Source organism: Bartonella sp. CR84HXZ (assembly GCF_042194535.1).
Classification (GTDB): domain Bacteria; phylum Pseudomonadota; class Alphaproteobacteria; order Rhizobiales; family Rhizobiaceae; genus Bartonella; species Bartonella grahamii.
Window position 1 is genome coordinate 22,934 of the sequence record NZ_JBHIMY010000006.1, and the last position, 16,913, is coordinate 39,846.

Genomic DNA, 16,913 nt, shown 5'->3' on the forward strand with positions numbered 1-16,913 from the left:
TGGATTTCTAAGCTCTTATTCCATAGAAGTAATAAAGAAACGGGCTTTCTGTGCCCGTTTTTTTTAAATGCTTTTTCACGTTTTGCAACCGGTAAATTTGGTGATTTGATTGCTTTCAAGAATTGTTGATCCAGTGAAAGTTTTTGCGTTCTGCTCTCCAGAATGCGGCTTCAATTGCTAGCCTTCTGATTACAACAGAAGCAATGGTTGCTGAAGTTCCAAAGAAAGATACACCAATGCCTCCAATGCCTGGTGGCGGAATGGGTGGAATGGGCGGAATGGATTTCTAAGCTCTTATTCCATAGAAGTAATAAAGAAACGGGCTTTCTGTGCCCGTTTTTTTTAAATGCTTTTTCGCTTTTCGTACAGTTCTTCCTTTTATGATAGTGATCTTATAGCATTTTGTTATTTTTCATTGGTTGATGTATCGCCATTGTGAATAGATCTCTCTCTTTATTCATGACTTTTTCTCTTGTATTTATGAGATGTTTTTATTGTGCGGGGATCGTGGTTTTCTTTGAAAATATTTTATTGATAAAAATACAACTTTTTGATTTATAGTCATTTCTTTCTTGTACAGTTCTATTTTTTCATTTTAAGTTTATGTATGCACCATTAAAAAATCTTGTGTTTGTACTTTCGTGTTTGCGCTTTAGAAGGGCAAATAGTTTTTATGAACCAACGCAAGAGTTCGTGCTCATTGAAAGTTGAAGAGAGAAAGTTGGACAGAGCATGTTGGGTCTTGTTTGTTTTTTTATGAATAAGATGCTGGTGTTTAAGATTTTGTATGAAAACAAAATTTAAGGTTTGCTCTGTTAAAGGGCTTTTGTATACTGGGACAAGCATATCTCTGTTTGGTTAATCTCTGCAATAGAAAGACAGCCTCATTGAGGAAGAATGTAAAGGCATATAATCACTCTTCTTGTCATCATCTTTTTGCTTTACGACTTTTAAAGGTATTTATAGTAATATCTTATTGAATAATGAAGATGATGCCTCAAACTTTTGTTGCTTGCGTATCTTTTTTTGTGAAATCCCTCACGGAAAGCAGAAAAGCCGCAAATATATTTGTCTCCAAATATACATTTTTGCATATTGACGTGTTTTTTAAGAGACATCTCGCTCGTCACACCGATTTCGCAATGGACTCGTGAATGGCATAAGGGCAAAGTTCTCATGAAGTGCATAAAACTATAGGGCACGATCATCTTTACGCTTAATAAAAGAATACGCGAACGTTATCATACATGTTTTCAGCTCTCAATGTTATGACAAGCCGTTAGTCCGTGAGACGGTGAGGCATGCCTTGCTTGTATAGTTTTGACCCATACACTGTAATGTGCAAGCGACATGGTTTGGATTGTTTCAAAAGAAACAGGTTTGGAAATGAGAGAATCCCACGATATACAGGGTTTTAATTCAAGTTGAAGAGTGCTTAATGATAGTTATAAATCAATGTGATGTGGTTTTACGGTTTTCAAGAGCATTGCATTCTTGCAAATAACGATAATCATGTGTTGCTTCACATTTTTTAATGGGTTTTAATGGAGCAACGCTTTTATTTATAATAATAATTCATTGTTTTGTATGTTGAATAAGAGATTTTTATTGCGGTGGATTTTTTCATTTCAATTCTCTCTTATGTTGAAACAATCTCAATCATTTTCTTATACCTTACAAGTGGAGGGAGCTAGGGTAAAATACTTAAAGAAAATAAAAATGCCTCTCATGAATATTCTCAAATAGTCAGTTTTTTATAAACAGAGTTTTTATAAACGGGGGTTTTTATAAATATTGGGGATTGGTAATGCGTAGGGTGGTGTCTGATTGCTCTTTTTTTTAAGTGTAAAGAAAGGGGATTTTAGGCAAGTTAATGCTTTTTGCGTTGTTTACTTATGCAATTATTAAAAAAATATCTCTAAATATTTTTAAATTTTTTCGCGATGGTATCTTCCCAATGAGATTTGTGAAGAGTATAAAATCTTTTGAGGATCAATAGGTTATTAAAAAAATGTGCGTTGGTATGATCATTTTCTTATGTTAGCAAAGTTGTTGACTTACGCGTTTGTTAAAAATCTCTCTTCATGCCCCTAAATTCATTTCATGAAAGCGTTGGTGAAGAGTGTGTAAAAATTTTCTATGAGACGTGAAAAATCACCAATAAAATCTCCGTGTTTTCAAAAAATAACGAATGGCTTTTTATATTTTTAAAAAAAGATTTAACACGTCTCATGTTTTTTATTTATTTTAGAGCTGAATATTCGATTTTTGTGTAAAAATATTTGCCAATGCATCCACGATACGTGAAAAATCAAGCGCTAATAAGAAAATGATGAATATAATCCACTTCGTATAGCGTGACATTATTTTTACACTTTTATAAGTCGTGATGATTTCTTGTAGGATTTCTTTTTCCTTTTCTGTAAGCTCTGTTTGTTTTTCTGTTTTTTTTCTAGCCATGTTTCCACCCGCACAAGCCTTCCCCTTGTTTGTTATGCTTTAAAATATCTCTTGCGAGATTTGAGCTGATGATATTAAGATCTTTTTTGTCTAAATAAATGGGCATCCAACCAACGCAAGAAAAAGGCTCATTTATTGTTTTTATCGCGCAACCAGTGAGTAAGAGCAGCGCGTACATCAGGATCACTTTTTTGATTAATTTCATTTTCCACCTCTAGCCGTGTTGTTGATGACTTTAGTGTTTTTTCTATTTGCTTTTGTTGTTCAATCTTTTTTCCAAGAGTGAAAACTTTTGCTAAAGCGATAAAAAAAGCGGTCAGAGCCGCTCCTGTTATCATCAGATTTTTTTTCATCCACCACATTATAAGCGCTGCTCCCGAAACCGTTTTGCCACAAAGAAGATGCCAGCACAGGCGGCTAAAACCATAATGGTTGCCAATGCCCATTGGATGGGACCATTGCTTGCCAATAAGCCTCCAAGTCCAGAAAAAGAACCAATAATCGGTGTAAGCGCTTCTGCTTTGAAAAATCCCATTGGTGCTTGCGTTTCTACGGTTTGGTAGTTAGGAGAAACATAAGCACCTTTTGCCCATAGTCCTGCTTCGGCTGCACGACGGTGCACTAAACCGTGAAGACGTTTTCCTCCTGCTTTGGTCCACTTTTGTAATTCAGCAGGGACGGCTTCATATTCGCCGTTATTGAGTTTTTTGAGCAGGGTCGAATTACAAAAAGCCGAAGCTCCTATATTATAGCAAAACGATACGAGCGCGGCGAATTGTTCATCCGTTAAGGAAACCGTCACATTTGTTTCAACAGTATTTTCAAATTGTCTTAAATCTTGAGAAAGAACTTCTTCTGCTTGTTTTTCAGTAATGATCATGCCCTTGTGAACGAACGGTTCGCCAGCAGCGCTGGTATGTCCATAGCCAATTGTCCATACCCCGATGGCATCTTTATAGGCGTTCAAACGCAATCCTTCCCATTGTTTAATGAGTGCAAGCCCTGCTGATGATATTTTTCTCATTTGCTTCTCCATAAAATAAAGCCTCACGTTAACGTGAGGCTGGTCGACATATTAAAAATGAAATTTTTCACTCTTCAAAAACAGAAGAGACGTTAAACTTCAATAAAATCAAAAGGTTAGTTGTAGCATCTTAAGGGATGGGATAATAGTTGGCCAAGTGGGATAATGGTTTGGCTGGTGTTTTCCGTTGAGAGATGTTGTTGGTTTTGAGACTTGGTGCTGGTTTGTTGATAGGGTCTTATTGGTGCCGGTTTTGTTGGTGCTGGTGAGGTTGGCGATTGTGTTGATGTACGCAATGGCATTACGGCGGCATTACGGTTGTGTTAGCGGTGGCATGAGAGGTGTGGTTGGAGGGGGTGCACAATGATTTGTGTTAGCATTGGTGTTGGTGATTGCGGTTGTTTTGGCAGGGGTTGTGAGGGGGAGAGATGGGGAGAGCGGATGGTGTTGATTGTGAGGGATAAGAGAGCGGCTGTTTGCGGTTGTTTTGGCAAGTGGTACTGATGTGGAGGCGCTTGAGATAAAAGCGGACAACTCTTAGAAAAAAGCTACAGGAGGAGGCGGGTGCTTTTATTTAACATCTAAAACCATAAAATATTCTATGCATTCAGCCTTCTGTCTATTCAAATATGGATCATTGTTAAGAAGAGCTTTGGAATTTTGATACAATTTCAAAATTGACTGATTTTGATAGAACAGTCCTGTTTTGCCTTTTGTCTTTAAGAGGTCACGTTGCTTGTTGTTTACATCTTTAACTGCTTACAAACGGAAAAGAAGATTCGCTAACAACAAGCTATACCTCACTGTCAAGCAACAGAGCTTTACTCTTTATGGATATGAAAAAAGTCGCAATTACATCATCAGAGATTTGTATTCCGTCGCTCTTTTTCTATGTTGTGAAACAGAAACAGTTTTTCCTTCTGCTGAACTTAAGCTTCTTTCAAATCTCTCGGTTAGAGTTTCGCCTTTTTTGTTTACTTCTTCATGTGCTGCTTGTGGATTGGCTTTTAGATATTCCCCAAGACGTCTTCTCCCTTGTGTGTGTTTATAAAAAGTGGTTGGAAGATATGTATCTAACTTTTCAGCAGATAAAGGCGTATCTGGTTCACATAACACACCCTTAATATTATCTTTGTGCAGTCGTTCTAATTTTTGAGCTTCGGAATAAAGCTTTTTGGCGAGGCTTAAGCTGAACATTCCACATTCAGAGGAACTGCGTTGAATGTCCATTTCTGCCATGGCAAAAGAACAATTAGACAATTCATGCGCTTTAATGGCCAGTTGTGTCCTTAATGCTAGCACCGCTGATCTCATATTGTTAAGTGTTGTAGGTTCAAAAAATATCACGGACGTTTTGTCATCGATGGTTTGATGATCAATCACTGAAAAATGAATTCCTCTATCCTTTGTGTGAATGATAAATCTAGAAGATTGAATGCCGTTTTCGATGGCTTCTTTTAGTGCAAGGGCAAAGTCGTGAGATGATGCTACCAATTGAAGACGCATTTCAGGATATTTACGATTTGCTTGTTCTACCAAGGCTGGCATCAGTGTAAGATCTATGCTTGCATAATCAGCTGTGAACCAACGGCCAGTTGAGATGTCATCTTCTAAACGGGCAATGATATTTTTTAATTCCTCATGACTGAATGGGATATTTCTTTCTTTTTCGCTGCTGGGTTGTTCTGAATGTGCAGCAAGATTGTCTAATGATGCATTTGCCATTCCTAGTGTTTGTGAGGAATGAGGGAGAGAAGAATCTTGTGGCTTCATGATATTAGCCTCCATATTAATAATCAATGGACGGCATTATTTTCTTCAATTTTGGCTAAACAATGTTTTGAAAGAGAGCCTTTGCATTTTGAAAGATGAGGCGATGAGAGCATATTGTTGCCGTTTTCATATTATTATTCGTATATTGCTCATCATTTCTGAGATGTATTGCATCGATATTTTTATTGGGGTATTTTGTTAGAGCGTTTTATTGGGAGCCCTTATTGGATACTGCTTGTTTTGAAAATCTCAAAATTATAGGGCTGTTGGTGATGCAAATTGGATGATGCAGAAGAAAAACAGTCAGAGAAAGACGAAAGACACCTTCAAACAGGAGACTTCTGAAGATTGTCGCGAAACACACTGTTTGATAACAGTCTATAATAACTCAAACATCTGATGATGAAATCTGGGCACAAAAAACCCGTTACCGCACCTGTCATTAAATACGATTTTTCATATTCTGTCAACAGCAAAACGATTATTTTTTCCTTTTTTATTGTGGCAAAAAATCTACAGAAAAAAGCTCATTCATTAGCTATGCAGCAAAATATGTTGTTTTAATGGGAAAGTTTTTGATGCGGCAAAAAACATTTTCTCCTTTGAGAAAGGAGGGGGCAAGATGAAGGGAGAGGAGAGAATTGTGGTTTTGAAATCCGTGGTATTTTATTAATGGAATTAGGAAGGCGGTGGTTGGCAGGTGTTGCGGGGGTAAAGCGGTAGGTGTTGGCGATTGGGGCTGTGCTGTCTGTCATATTAGCGGTGGCGTGATGAGTGGATGGTTACCGGTACAGTTGTTGATGAGGGAGGAGATTGTTGGTGGGGGCTTTTTCTTTCGTTTAAGGGATGATGCTTTTAATTTTGTAAAAAAACAATGGGGTGTCTTAATGATGAGCTATTGATTTATAATGATGTTTTAGTCGTTATTGATCTTGAATGAGAAATCCAGATTATGCTGCAGTCAAAGCCATGTCTCTTGTTCGTCATAAGATCAGGAAAGCCGTATAGAATTGTACAAGAAAAGACGCACAATGACTATAATGAATTGTCTCAAGAGCTAAGGGGATGTCGCGATATTGGGGAAAAGTGGATGATGAGGGCGGTTTGTTACAATGGGAGGTGATGGGGAGGGGAGGTGATGGGGAGAGTGTTGCCGTTTGGAGAGGGGACAATATTTATCTTGCCTATGTCGTGAAATATGCTGTGAATTATTGTCCTTTGAGGCATGGGTAGATATATAGTTGAGGTATGGTGATAAGTCTCTTTGACAGGTTGAAGCGTTTTTTAAAGGGCGTGGTGGATATTTTAAAGCTTGTTTGTTGCGTGCTTTAAGCTCGTCAATCCCATGAATTTCTATGAAAGGCAAGTCCAGTGGATTTCAAGTGTAATTTGCCAAGAAGGATTGTCTCTTTACAACGGAGCTGGTTACAAAGAGGTATGTTACAAAGGGGGTTTTGGAATCTTTATCCTGTGAGGGAGAGGAAACGATGGGTGTTTTTAGCCAATGCTCTTTTTGCTAGAATAGTCAAAATGTTTATAAAGGGCATCAAGAATAATACGCAACGAACCAACAAGAGTAGGCAGCGGTTGATCTTCTATAACAAGATATTGTAATGCTGCATGAAAGTTGTGTTGACGATGCAAATATTGTGCTTCCTTAATCGCTTCTTGCATATCTTCATAGTGTTTCGTCGCTCTTTGAACCCATTGCTTTTTTGTTGTCTCATCTGATGCGCTGTGCGTAAAACCATCGTAATAGCCATTTGGTAAGCCTTTTGCACATAAATAGTCGTTTCTGATTTGCAAGTATCGTTGCGCCGTATCATATTGCTCTTTACTGATGCCTGATGAATCCCCTTTATAGCCAAGCAAACAAAGACGCCCAATATAGGTCCCGACAAGCGGATTTTTCGCTTCTTCGAGGCTTAAACCAAAGTGTTTTGCACGCATTTCAATCGCAGATTGAAGCGCAGATTCGCTGGGGCTTTGGGCACGTGAAATACGGCCATTGGGCTCTCTGAGTTCGCCTGTTATTCTCGGTCTACCGCGTTTTTTACGTATTTTCATGAACTTAACCATTTAAATGAAAAATAAACTGTCTGTTGATGGGGGACAGTGATGTAAAAAGCACTTTGAGCAAATACTGGGGGGGGGGGAGCAAATACTGGGTGGGCAAATACTGGGGGAATATGAGCTGTTGCAGATCAAAGGAGAAACGGATACTAAAGGCGTCTTTCAGCACAAAGAACAGCAACGGGGTGGGGCGAAAAAATCATCTTTAAGGTGTTTCTTGCCATTTTTATCTTACCCCTATCAGTCTTATTTCTCGCCCCTATCATGCTTATTTTTTCATGGATAGTGGCTTATTTGCTTTCTAAAGATTTCTCAACTGCTCTGGAACAGTTGAAAAGAAACTTTTGTCACATGTGAATAAAAAAACAAGAATGATGTTTTATGGGTATGGCGTCGTCTTTCTAATAGGAAGTCTTTTCTAATAGGATTATAGCCTTCTTTCTCATGAGCGCTTTGTGGAAACTTTTCAGTTTCACCTTTGAAAAGTCATTGTTTTTATTATTCGTGGATTTTTATCATGCGTTGAGCTTTGTTTTTGGGAGGCATATTGGGTTTTCTTATTGGGCGCTGTACCAAGATGTCTGATGTAGATTAAGCTGTGAAACATATCTTTATCCTTTATAGAGGATTTTATCTTTTTTTTGAGCGGCACAGAGCTTAAAAAACAAACTTTTCAATGTCCTTATAATAGCATAAGATCCTTATCTTTTCAAGTAAAATATGGTTCATCAGTTCAAAATAACAAAATAAACTGTGGAAGGTCAAGCGATTTAGAGTTATCGTTTATGGAGGATATTTTTTGTTTTTGTTGTTTTAATGGATTTCATCATAAAAAAGGGAGGTGGTCACTTAAAATGATTAAATGACGGGATGCAATATTCAAAGAAGCTTTATAAGCGGCAGGTAACTTGATAAAAGAGGCGTTTATTAAGAGATGCTTTTATAAAGGTGGGGGCTATGAGGTGTAAGACATTTCTTTTTTAATTTTAAAATAGGGACTTTTTTAATCAAGAAATTTTAAAATGAGAATTGAAAAATTTCAAAGCTGCTGTAGGCGCATTTTAGATAATCGGTTGTTTGGTTTGGTCTGTGGGGCGTGCTTATTGCTTCACGCTTTTGTTTATCGCGTTCTTGTTTATCATATTCTGGGGGCACATCTCTTACGTCATACACAATGCCTCAAACGGAATATACTTATTGCGGCATATTCACGCGCTTGTTTTTAAGAGACATCTCTTACATGTGCTCGAGCCCATTTCACGATGGTGGCTTAAGAAGGGTATCATGGTAAAGCTTTCATGATAATATAACTTTATTGAATATCATCATTTTTAGGCTTCATAAAAGCGTAAGCTGGTATCATCGCATACTTTGCCAATTCCCAATATGTATTACAAGCTCTTGGCATTTGAGACGGTTTATAAGAGGCATTTTCATTGTACAATTTCACTCCGCATGGCTCCCCACTTTTTACGTACAAGTAAATAATTTTGATTGATTCAACAGGGGATAGATTTGAAATGAGAGAATCTTACAGCATTTAGGATGTGTTGATGATCAAGATACAAAGTGCTTGTGAAAATGTTTTTTATCTTGTTATGCCATAAAATACTGTCATTTGAGGCGGGGATAGGAAGGCTCATGAGGCATTACAACATTTGACGCATTAAGTGTTAAAAATTAGGTGCCAATGTTAAGGAAGGACTTTTGTTAAGGAAGGAAGTTGTCCGTAGAGCGCTTTATGCAAGTGGAGCCCATAAAGTGCTCAGCAGGTAGAGTGCACTTAAGAGCAATGGGATTGTTTACAAACTGAGGTGGGTTTTAAAATCTTTATTCTTTGAGGCGAGCAAGGAATATCATCATCCTTTGCTTCATATATACTCGGCTTCATTTAAGCGGTGAAAACACTGTCGTTTATGGTGGGCATGTCAGTTTTCCACATGGGATGTTTTTTAGATTAGATATTTGTTGGATTTTTTTAAAACGGTGTCTTTTAGGGATATGTGATCGATAAAGAGAGGGAAAGGGGAATTTGGGCTTGTAAGCGCGTCATGTATAAGCGCGTATAGGGCCTAAGTGAATAAAATATTTAGAGGGGATTTATAGTGCTTGCTTTACTCTGAGAAGAGTGCTAAGCGAATTTGTCGCGCTGGTGGCGTGCTATCAAATTTGAAGAGTGGGAATTTTAAAAGTGGGGGAGTATCCGTATGATCGAAGATAAATCACAACAGCAATCTGCCCATGAGGGAGATAAGGCTTTTGTATCACAGCCAGTGTTGGATCAATCGGTAGCTTTCAAAAAATGGATGATGCTTTCAACAAGCGATTATATCATCATTTGTTGTTTGGCTATCCTCTTGTTGGTGCTTTTTGTCGCAACTGTTTATATGGATCCTCTGGATTTTTTTCACATTATGTCCAAAGAACAGTTCAAAGCACTGGGACAAATGAAACAAGAAGATTTTCAAGAAATGAGTCAGAGTTTTATAAAGATTCCTGCGATCGAATTTCTTCGTAACTTCGGGTGGAATGGTGTTTGGGCTTTTTTATGTCTCTTACCGCAAATAATTTTTGGTTTTCTTTTCGTGTTGTTTCCGCTCTTTTCTATTTTTAACGCCGTATTTAAACGGGATGCGAAGGAAATGATGAAGCTGCGGGAAACCTTGCCAGAGCAGCAACAGCTAGACAACCAATCTCTCAACAAAATATGATAGGGGGGAAAAGTGATCACTTCTATAATGCCTCTTTTAATAACTACATTATTGATCTCCTTAGGGATAGTTATCGTTATGTATTCTGCGTGGAGCATGATACTCTTTTCTACCGTGAAGATCATCTTGGCCATTTATTATTCTTTGATAAAACGGGCAGTATTGTTATGTAAGATGCGAAGAAAATTAAAAAAGGGTGCAGCGCAGAATTTAGGGCATTATCAAACAGAAAGTAGGGGACAGAATACAATTCTTGCAACACAGTTCCGTGCTTTTTCTTTTCAAGAATCTTTGCTTCTCTCAAAAAAAGATTATAGAATAATCTCTTGGATGGCTTTCATTCCGACTGCGCTTTTCATATGTGCTACGCTTTTTTTGTCCTTTATTGCACGATATGCGACTGTTTCACACAATGATCCGTTGTTTTTTTTGTTATTGATTGTTGCGCTGCCGCTTTTGTTTATTTTGGTCTGTAGTGCCCTCACTTTGCCTGTCATTTTAATTCTCCATAGTTTCCTTCATTATGGCGTGAAAAAAACAGCAAAGAGATTAGAAACATTTGTTTGAAGAGAATAAAAATGATAATTTCACATCAATACGATAGGGGAAAAAAGTGGGCAGCATCATAGAATATTTGGCTTTTTTAGGGGGCATCATTATTGCCATTTTAATGGTTGTGGTTATGATCAGGATTCCTTATCTGTTGATCAAACATATGAAGTTGTCTTTTAAACTCGCTCAAGACGTGAAAAAGAGTACGACGCAACAAAAGCAAGCCATACAACAATTGCGCAACGATCTGGGAGAAATGAAAAGACGCAATCTCGCGCTTAAGACACTTGATGCGAAAATACGCTTTCTTAACTTTAAAGAATCTCTGCCTCTTTATTCAAAAGAATGTAAAATAATTCTTTTTATTTGTATCCTCTTTACCATTTTGCAATTTGCTTTCTTTATCGTACATTTGGTATGGTGGAAGAGTGATATGGCCAGCTTTATGATACCGCGGTTTTCAATAGGTCGCATTATTTATGGTCTTTTATGTTTTGGACTTCTTCTCTTTTCTCCGATCATTGGGATGATGTGCATAAAATTAACGAGAAAATTGAACAAAACACTTCAACAATTGGAAGAAGCAATAGAACAACGCGATCAGGCAATGCGTATGCAGAATGTGGAAGGGGGACAAAATGACGAGTAGTCTTATAACATTAATAGCCTATTATTCCCTGTTTTTTACGCTCTTAAGTGTTTTAATATGGGCACCGGTCGTTGTCATTTATTACCTGTTTATCAAGCGTGCGCGGTTGTATTGCCGCGTGAAAAAGGAACTGAAACGCGTGCTGAATGAACGCGATATTGCCTTAAAACAGATCTCCCAAAAATAAAAAGCAGCAGAATGTTTGATAAAAAACAGCTTTCTCTTGTTTGGCAAGACTATAAGAAAATATTCTATATTTCTACGGTCATAGTGACAGCTCCAATAGTTATAACTGCTGTCGTTCAGATATGGAGAGGAAGGGACTTTGTTTCTTTTGTCGTATTCGAGCCACTTGCATGGATGGTTGCCTGTGCTTTTTTATTCTTACCGATTGTTTTTATTATGCTTTTTATCGTGACCCGTCAGTTGAAGAAAATGATAGGGCAATTGGAAGAAGAGGTTGAGCAGAAAAAAGCTCCAGTCATATTATACGATGTGAATGAGGGAAAAGTGAGCGAGGGGAAAAAGTGAAGAGAGGCTTTTGTTGCCATAAGCCTTGCTTTTGACTTTTTCATTAAGGAGCATGGGGTGTGCTTCTCGTTTTATGCTTTTTTATATTTGTGTCGTGTTTTTGAGAAAAATTGAGGCTCTTGCTTGAGTAAGGTTTTTGCTTGCGTGGGTGTGACGAAAAGTGAAGAGAGGCTGTTATTGTTCTTGGGCTTCACTTGCTGTTGGTGTTTTCTTTAAGAGAGAAAATCTTGTAACTTATTTTCTTTTTATCAAGTATAAAAATGTGCCTTACCAAGCGATATTGAGAGCGAAAAATCTATACTTAAAGCAAAAGATATTCTGGTGTTTGGGGCAGAAAAATCCATTTTCGAGAAACTGAAGAGGCAAGGCGCATAAAGAAGGCGCGCCAAAAGCTCAAGTTTTTAATTAAGACGTTTTTCCCCATGGAAAGTGCAACAGTGCTTTTAAAGAGCTTGGGTTGGAGGAGAGAAATTGAAAGAAAAGGGGGACACTTATTTATTTACGAGACTGCGAGGGGCAGTTTCTCTTTCTGGATGAAAAAGGTTTTGTGCAATTTGATTATGGAATTGTGGGAGGTGCTGGTATACATGCTGCAGCTTGCCAAATAATTAATCCTTATTATTTTGGGGCTTTGCCAGATTTATAACTGGACTTTGAAGCAAAGGGGTGGATTTTAAGGCAAAGGGATTGAAAATTTTTGAGGAAAAGGTAAGCGCCCAGTGATTACACCGTGTGCTTGAGGAAGCTTTAGATAAGGGCGATGGGAACTGTTGATCTTGGCAGTGTGCTTGGCTTTCAAAATGGGGGCATCGCCTTGGAAAAAGGAAATAATGATATCTCTCAAGGGACTTCTTCTTTGCTGTGCTACTTTGGGGCTTTGGTATTGAGGGCTGATGTTAAAATTTTACACTCTTCTCACAAAAGCTTTATGGAAGATGAAAGTTTGGGCTTTGAAAAAAATATCAAAAAAGTCCATTTGGGCGGCTTTTTTGGTGGTTCAAATCGTCATAAAGACAAAGCAATTTCGTTACGATTTTCTTGCACCAGTTTGCTTCTTTTTTGGAAAGAAGCTTATCTCTTGGAAATAAAAAGAGCACTTAGAATTTTAGAGTCAGAGACCCAAATTTGTGCAATAGAAGAAGATATTCTTATGAAAGTTTAATCGACGAGAAAAGAGAAGCCTTAGGACTGCAGGGGATACACTGTCGTGATGAAAACATGATGTTTGAAGTTGATGGAAAAAAATGCAACCCTGATATTGTTTTCATAAAAGATGAGGGATACAAGCGCTTGATATTGATGAACCCTCATTCATTGTGAGGACGAAAGCTTCGGTTCATGAAAATGGCTTAAAAATTGAGACAAATGAGGGATAAAAAATGAGGGGCAATGGAAAAAATGCATCATTGGATGAAGAACCACGGTCGTTTTCGCTTGAAGAAGCGTTTTTGACAAGCAAAAATTATAAAATCATCTTTTGCATTGCTTTCATTATTAGCGCTTTTAAAGTGGCACTCTTTATATTTTTTGAGTGGGATTTGACAGAGTGGTGGAATTATATCCTGTTCATTTTAACATTAATATTGGTTTTTATATCAGTGCTTCTTTTTGTGTTTATTCCTGTTGCCTTTGTGGTCCGTATCATTTTTACGCGTTTGTTGAAAAAAAAGATCGATAAGTTGGATCAAGCAATTTGGCAGCGAAGAAAAACCGCTTCTCAACAAAACAGTGCATGAAGGGAGGGCAGAAAATGAATACTGGCCTTTATATATTCTCATGCGTTGTAGGAGCACTTCTATTCGTGCGATGTTTGAGGTTGATGGAAAAAATGCAACCCTGATATTGTCTTTATAAAAGATGAAGGATACAAGCGCTTGATATTGATGAATTGAATCCATTGTGAGGACGAAAGCTTCGGTTCATGAAAATGACTTGAAAATTGAGACAAATGAGGGATAAAAAATGAGGGGCAATGGAAAAAATGCACCATTGGATGAAGAACCACGGTCGTTTTCGCTTGAAGAAGCGTTTTTGACAAGCAAAAATTATAAAGTCATCTTTTGTATTGCTTTCATTGTGGTAACTTTGAGAATGGTTCTCTTCGTACTAATGTGGCGTGAGTGGAAAGGGAATGTCATAGCAGCTCTCTTTTCTATTGGGGAGTTTATATTAGATTTAACTTTTGTGCTCATTCCTGTTGCCTTTGTGGTCCGTATCATCTTTACGCGTTTGTTGAAAAAAAAGATCGATAAGTTGGAGCAAACAATCTGGAAGCGGGTAGCTGCTACGTATCGACAAAAAAGTGAATAAGGGGTGGGGAAAATGATAGATATTAAAATGATAGATATTATTGTTGTACTCTCGTGGGGTGCGGGCTTGACGCTTTTCACGCTGCTTTCTGCTGTGGTCATGATGTTTATTTGGGCATTGTATTATTCTACTTTCAAGCGGGTGAGACTGTATTGCCAAGTGACAAAAGAATTAAGACGCGTGCTTGAACAACCTATCGCTTTTGAGCCGTCCAGTGGGGAAATACCGATGATTAAGCCGTTATCTGAAGAAAAAGAGTTTTCTCTTTCTGATGAGGAAATCTTAACGATGGAAAGTGCAACGGCGCTTTTAAAGAGTTTGGGATGGAGGGTGGAAATTGAAGGAAAAGGAGATCATTTGGCCACCTATTATTTACCAGATCGTGAAGTGCAGTTTCTTTATAATGCTGAGAAGGGGTATCCGCAATTTGATCGTGCAATTGTGGTGGGCTCTGGTATCCATGCGGCGGCTTGCCAAACGATAGACCCTTATAATTCTGGAGGCTTGATTGCTCTTGACTTGAGTTTTGATGTGAAGGGGTTGGAAATTTTTGAAGAAAAGGTAAGCGCCAAGCGTTTACGTCGTGCACTCGAGAAAGCTTTAGAAAAGGCAATGACTGAGGTTGATCTTGGCAAGATGCTTCACTCTCAATATCGCATTCTTCCTTGGGAAAACAAAATTGTAGTTCCTCAATTGACTCCTTATTCGCTGCGCTATCTTGCAGCTCTGGCTTTGATGGGCGATGTTGAAACCTTACACGCTTATCACAAAAGCTTTCTGGAAGGTGAGAGACTGGGCTTTGAAACAAGCATCGAAGAGGAGCATCTGGAACGCGCGATGATAATCGCTAAGGCGGTAGAAAAAACAAAGCAATCCAGTTACGATTTACTTAAACATGCGGCAAAGGATTTTTCCATGGAGGTGGAGAGCTATGAATATTTTAGAGCCACAGATCCCAGTTTGTGCAATAGAAGAAGAGATTCTTATGAAAAATTGATCGAGGAAAAAAGAGAAGAATTAAGACAACAGGGATATTTCGTTTACGAAAAGGACGCGATTTGTAAGGTTGATGGAAAAAACTATCGTCCCGATATTCTTTACATAAAGGATGGGGAGTTAGAATATATGGATGTAGAAATTAGGATTGATGAAAAAATTTATTGAGAAAAATAAAGAGTTTAGATAAATTAAAAAGAGCTTAAACCTAAAAATAATGCGTAAAACACGCGAAGTGTAAAAGCAGAGGGGAACAATGCAGGAGAAAAAAGCAACATTTGAAGTGTCTTTCTTTTTATTCAAAAAATTTACGGTGTCTTCAGTGGAAAGGCGTAAAGGGGTGGGGAGTTGTGAAATAATAGGGCGCTGCTTTTTCACTATGTTTGGCACATGTCTTATCATGATGGCTTTAGAAGTTCCTGCTGGTGCAAAATCTCTGGTACAGCCGTTGCAATGGATAAAATGGGAAGGAATTGGTTATCTTATTTTTCTCTTACCGGTGTTGATTTGGTTTTGTCTTCTCACTCCTCTTCCGATCCTTTGGGGGGTTGATCGTTTTAAAGAGCGCAGATTGGAAAAAATAAAGAAAAAACTAAAAGAAAAAACAAAGCAGCAAGAGATTAATCAATGAGACTATAGCTATGCAGGGTGAGATCGCGCTTTTTATTTTGTTTCTGCCGTTTGGATATTTTCTTCTAAATGCAGTTACAGTTTTTGCCATTTTCGTGAATATGATTATTGTGGCGCCTTATTATTCTTTAATCAAGCGTTTGAGGCTCTATTACAGAGTGAAAAAACAAAGACGTTTGATGAAAGAACATCCACAGCGTTTTGGTTTCTTTGAAAAAAGCGGAAAAGAGAAAGAGAGAGTGCAGCAAAACTTAGAACTAGAAACACAGATAAGTTCCCATTCGTTAAAAAAATGGCTGGCTTTTTCACGCAAAGATTATATCCTCCACGCATGCCTCTCTTTCATCATTATGTTTTTCAAAGCTTATGTCTATGTGATTTGCTCTAAAGGGATAGCTGAGATAGATGAGAGCAGATTTGAATATCTTGCCATTCTCTTGTTTTTCTGGTTTTTTTATCGGTATCTATTTTTGCAACGATCCCTGTTATTGTGATCCTTCGTGAAATTTTAACTTCTCGGTTGAAAAAGAAGATTCAGCAATTGGAAGAAGTGATTGAAGCAACCCAATAAATCAATTTATACCACACAAATCAATTTATAAAGAGAAGGGGATAAAATGCATTACGAAATGGCGGCAGCTTGGACGGTGGTTTTGATCATTCTGCTGGGGGGTGTTTTTGATTTTTTCTTAACAATACCCATTGTGGCACTGTATATTTCTTTTATAAAGCGTTTGATATCGTATTACAAGGTTACGCGGCAATTAAATGCAGCGCTGAAAAAGCGTGTGTAGCGCTCATGTCATGGGGGGAGGTATGAGTTTTAGATCATTCCATTGCTTCACGGCTTGGGAGGAGGGCATGGATTATTTTTCTCATTTTACGCTGATCTCTGTTTGAAAAGGGCTGATGCTAATCAATAGGCTTGTAATAGGCTTTGGCTGTTTATCGGAAGGTTTGCTTGTTTTCTGTGAATTTGCAAAATCGTAAAAACGTGGAACTGTAAAGTCTAGGATGTGTGGTTGGTTAAGGGCCGTGAGGGTTGTGGGGCGGTTGAGGAGAAGAGGGGGGCAATGAAGGCGTAAAGGTTGGATTGTGAAATGCGTCATTGGAATAAGGGAGTTTGGTGAAAAGGGCTGATGCTAATCAATAGGCTTGTAATAGGCTTTGGCTGTTTATCGGAAGGTTTGCTTGTTTTCTGTGA

At 38.1% G+C, this 16,913-nt stretch carries 22 protein-coding genes; 16 read left to right on the plus strand and 6 right to left on the minus strand.

Translation table 11 applies throughout. The features are described 5' to 3' along the window. Positions 1 to 143 precede the first annotated feature (143 nt). The gene (locus ACFIKD_RS04060; RefSeq protein ID WP_375639171.1) at positions 144 to 290 is read left to right on the plus strand and encodes a hypothetical protein; all 147 of its coding nucleotides are present in this window, start codon (positions 144 to 146) and stop codon (positions 288 to 290) included. Between the two features lie 1,957 nt (positions 291 to 2,247). Here the strand turns inward: ACFIKD_RS04060 and ACFIKD_RS04065 are convergent. Genes ACFIKD_RS04065 through ACFIKD_RS04080 form a run of 4 tightly spaced genes read right to left on the minus strand, consistent with a single transcriptional unit; the run spans position 2,248 to position 3,484 of the window. Then, positions 2,248 to 2,460, minus strand: a complete 213-nt coding sequence (locus tag ACFIKD_RS04065) for a hypothetical protein (protein WP_273788508.1) — start codon at positions 2,458 to 2,460, stop codon at positions 2,248 to 2,250. After that, complete coding sequence (locus ACFIKD_RS04070; RefSeq protein ID WP_273788509.1) at positions 2,453 to 2,665, minus strand: hypothetical protein; 213 nt, start codon at positions 2,663 to 2,665, stop codon at positions 2,453 to 2,455. Before ACFIKD_RS04070 ends, ACFIKD_RS04065 begins: the two co-directional genes overlap by 8 nt. Beyond that, the gene (locus ACFIKD_RS04075; RefSeq protein WP_273788536.1) at positions 2,589 to 2,825 is read right to left on the minus strand and encodes a hypothetical protein; all 237 of its coding nucleotides are present in this window, start codon (positions 2,823 to 2,825) and stop codon (positions 2,589 to 2,591) included. The genes ACFIKD_RS04070 and ACFIKD_RS04075 overlap by 77 nt, the downstream gene beginning before the upstream one ends. Continuing rightward, the gene (locus tag ACFIKD_RS04080; protein WP_375647269.1) at positions 2,822 to 3,484 is read right to left on the minus strand and encodes a lysozyme; all 663 of its coding nucleotides are present in this window, start codon (positions 3,482 to 3,484) and stop codon (positions 2,822 to 2,824) included. Before ACFIKD_RS04080 ends, ACFIKD_RS04075 begins: the two co-directional genes overlap by 4 nt. A 187-nt stretch (positions 3,485 to 3,671) precedes the next feature. Between ACFIKD_RS04080 and ACFIKD_RS04085 the strand changes: the two genes are divergently transcribed. Next, entirely contained in the window at positions 3,672 to 3,851 is a 180-nt protein-coding gene (locus ACFIKD_RS04085) for a hypothetical protein (RefSeq protein WP_375644487.1), read from the plus strand. Positions 3,852 to 4,336: 485 nt separating this feature from the next. On the opposite strand, the gene ACFIKD_RS04090 is transcribed toward ACFIKD_RS04085, so the two are convergent. Continuing rightward, on the minus strand, positions 4,337 to 5,257 hold the full coding sequence (locus ACFIKD_RS04090; protein WP_375644489.1) for a YopJ/AvrA family T3SS effector serine/threonine acetyltransferase: 921 nt from the start codon (positions 5,255 to 5,257) through the stop codon (positions 4,337 to 4,339). Between the two features lie 689 nt (positions 5,258 to 5,946). Here ACFIKD_RS04090 and ACFIKD_RS04095 point away from each other — a divergent pair. Continuing rightward, the gene (locus tag ACFIKD_RS04095) at positions 5,947 to 6,159 is read left to right on the plus strand and encodes a hypothetical protein (protein ID WP_375647270.1); all 213 of its coding nucleotides are present in this window, start codon (positions 5,947 to 5,949) and stop codon (positions 6,157 to 6,159) included. 163 nt (positions 6,160 to 6,322) lie between these two features. Beyond that, the gene (locus ACFIKD_RS04100) at positions 6,323 to 6,490 is read left to right on the plus strand and encodes a hypothetical protein (protein WP_375647271.1); all 168 of its coding nucleotides are present in this window, start codon (positions 6,323 to 6,325) and stop codon (positions 6,488 to 6,490) included. Positions 6,491 to 6,754: 264 nt separating this feature from the next. On the opposite strand, the gene ACFIKD_RS04105 is transcribed toward ACFIKD_RS04100, so the two are convergent. Further along, positions 6,755 to 7,324 carry a hypothetical protein gene (locus ACFIKD_RS04105; protein WP_375647272.1) on the minus strand — a complete coding sequence of 190 codons (570 nt, stop codon included), beginning with the start codon at positions 7,322 to 7,324 and terminating at the stop codon, positions 6,755 to 6,757. 2,213 nt (positions 7,325 to 9,537) lie between these two features. On the opposite strand from ACFIKD_RS04105, the gene ACFIKD_RS04110 reads away from it, so the two are divergent. The 12 genes from ACFIKD_RS04110 (at position 9,538) to ACFIKD_RS04165 (ending at position 16,503) form a co-directional block, all read left to right on the plus strand. Next, the gene (locus ACFIKD_RS04110; RefSeq protein WP_375647274.1) at positions 9,538 to 10,041 is read left to right on the plus strand and encodes a hypothetical protein; all 504 of its coding nucleotides are present in this window, start codon (positions 9,538 to 9,540) and stop codon (positions 10,039 to 10,041) included. 174 nt (positions 10,042 to 10,215) lie between these two features. After that, positions 10,216 to 10,608, plus strand: a complete 393-nt coding sequence (locus ACFIKD_RS04115) for a hypothetical protein (RefSeq protein ID WP_375647275.1) — start codon at positions 10,216 to 10,218, stop codon at positions 10,606 to 10,608. Between the two features lie 46 nt (positions 10,609 to 10,654). Then, the gene (locus tag ACFIKD_RS04120) at positions 10,655 to 11,242 is read left to right on the plus strand and encodes a hypothetical protein (protein ID WP_375647276.1); all 588 of its coding nucleotides are present in this window, start codon (positions 10,655 to 10,657) and stop codon (positions 11,240 to 11,242) included. Next, entirely contained in the window at positions 11,232 to 11,429 is a 198-nt protein-coding gene (locus ACFIKD_RS04125) for a hypothetical protein (RefSeq protein WP_375647278.1), read from the plus strand. The genes ACFIKD_RS04120 and ACFIKD_RS04125 overlap by 11 nt, the downstream gene beginning before the upstream one ends. 11 nt (positions 11,430 to 11,440) lie before the next feature. After that, entirely contained in the window at positions 11,441 to 11,773 is a 333-nt protein-coding gene (locus ACFIKD_RS04130) for a hypothetical protein (protein ID WP_375647279.1), read from the plus strand. Between the two features lie 814 nt (positions 11,774 to 12,587). Further along, positions 12,588 to 12,935: a hypothetical protein gene (locus tag ACFIKD_RS04135; RefSeq protein ID WP_375647280.1), complete on the plus strand. Its 348-nt coding sequence runs from the start codon at positions 12,588 to 12,590 to the stop codon at positions 12,933 to 12,935. Positions 12,936 to 13,152: 217 nt separating this feature from the next. Continuing rightward, positions 13,153 to 13,509 carry a hypothetical protein gene (locus ACFIKD_RS04140; RefSeq protein ID WP_375635585.1) on the plus strand — a complete coding sequence of 119 codons (357 nt, stop codon included), beginning with the start codon at positions 13,153 to 13,155 and terminating at the stop codon, positions 13,507 to 13,509. Positions 13,510 to 13,735: 226 nt separating this feature from the next. After that, positions 13,736 to 14,083: a hypothetical protein gene (locus tag ACFIKD_RS04145; RefSeq protein WP_375635586.1), complete on the plus strand. Its 348-nt coding sequence runs from the start codon at positions 13,736 to 13,738 to the stop codon at positions 14,081 to 14,083. A gap of 12 nt (positions 14,084 to 14,095) precedes the next feature. After that, entirely contained in the window at positions 14,096 to 15,247 is a 1,152-nt protein-coding gene (locus tag ACFIKD_RS04150) for a DUF6990 domain-containing protein (RefSeq protein WP_375647282.1), read from the plus strand. An 88-nt stretch (positions 15,248 to 15,335) separates the two neighbouring features. Continuing rightward, a complete protein-coding gene (locus ACFIKD_RS04155; RefSeq protein ID WP_375647283.1) occupies positions 15,336 to 15,710 on the plus strand; it encodes a hypothetical protein in 375 nt (124 codons plus the stop codon). A gap of 94 nt (positions 15,711 to 15,804) precedes the next feature. Beyond that, positions 15,805 to 16,203: a hypothetical protein gene (locus tag ACFIKD_RS04160; protein ID WP_375647284.1), complete on the plus strand. Its 399-nt coding sequence runs from the start codon at positions 15,805 to 15,807 to the stop codon at positions 16,201 to 16,203. 123 nt (positions 16,204 to 16,326) lie between these two features. Next, positions 16,327 to 16,503 carry a hypothetical protein gene (locus ACFIKD_RS04165; RefSeq protein ID WP_375647285.1) on the plus strand — a complete coding sequence of 59 codons (177 nt, stop codon included), beginning with the start codon at positions 16,327 to 16,329 and terminating at the stop codon, positions 16,501 to 16,503. Positions 16,504 to 16,913 lie beyond the last annotated feature (410 nt).

Coding starts and splice junctions, on each gene's coding strand:
- ACFIKD_RS04165 (WP_375647285.1), top strand. CDS start 16,327: ATGCATTACGAAATGGCGGCAGCTTGGACGGTGGTTTTGATCATTCTG.
- ACFIKD_RS04090 (WP_375644489.1), bottom strand. CDS start 5,257: ATGAAGCCACAAGATTCTTCTCTCCCTCATTCCTCACAAACACTAGGA.
- ACFIKD_RS04115 (WP_375647275.1), top strand. CDS start 10,216: ATGCGAAGAAAATTAAAAAAGGGTGCAGCGCAGAATTTAGGGCATTAT.
- ACFIKD_RS04105 (WP_375647272.1), bottom strand. CDS start 7,324: ATGAAAATACGTAAAAAACGCGGTAGACCGAGAATAACAGGCGAACTC.
- ACFIKD_RS04150 (WP_375647282.1), top strand. CDS start 14,096: ATGATAGATATTAAAATGATAGATATTATTGTTGTACTCTCGTGGGGT.
- ACFIKD_RS04140 (WP_375635585.1), top strand. CDS start 13,153: ATGAGGGGCAATGGAAAAAATGCATCATTGGATGAAGAACCACGGTCG.
- ACFIKD_RS04080 (WP_375647269.1), bottom strand. CDS start 3,484: ATGAGAAAAATATCATCAGCAGGGCTTGCACTCATTAAACAATGGGAA.
- ACFIKD_RS04070 (WP_273788509.1), bottom strand. CDS start 2,665: ATGAAATTAATCAAAAAAGTGATCCTGATGTACGCGCTGCTCTTACTC.
- ACFIKD_RS04100 (WP_375647271.1), top strand. CDS start 6,323: ATGTCGCGATATTGGGGAAAAGTGGATGATGAGGGCGGTTTGTTACAA.
- ACFIKD_RS04125 (WP_375647278.1), top strand. CDS start 11,232: ATGACGAGTAGTCTTATAACATTAATAGCCTATTATTCCCTGTTTTTT.
- ACFIKD_RS04110 (WP_375647274.1), top strand. CDS start 9,538: ATGATCGAAGATAAATCACAACAGCAATCTGCCCATGAGGGAGATAAG.
- ACFIKD_RS04155 (WP_375647283.1), top strand. CDS start 15,336: ATGCAGGAGAAAAAAGCAACATTTGAAGTGTCTTTCTTTTTATTCAAA.
- ACFIKD_RS04145 (WP_375635586.1), top strand. CDS start 13,736: ATGAGGGGCAATGGAAAAAATGCACCATTGGATGAAGAACCACGGTCG.
- ACFIKD_RS04065 (WP_273788508.1), bottom strand. CDS start 2,460: ATGGCTAGAAAAAAAACAGAAAAACAAACAGAGCTTACAGAAAAGGAA.
- ACFIKD_RS04130 (WP_375647279.1), top strand. CDS start 11,441: ATGTTTGATAAAAAACAGCTTTCTCTTGTTTGGCAAGACTATAAGAAA.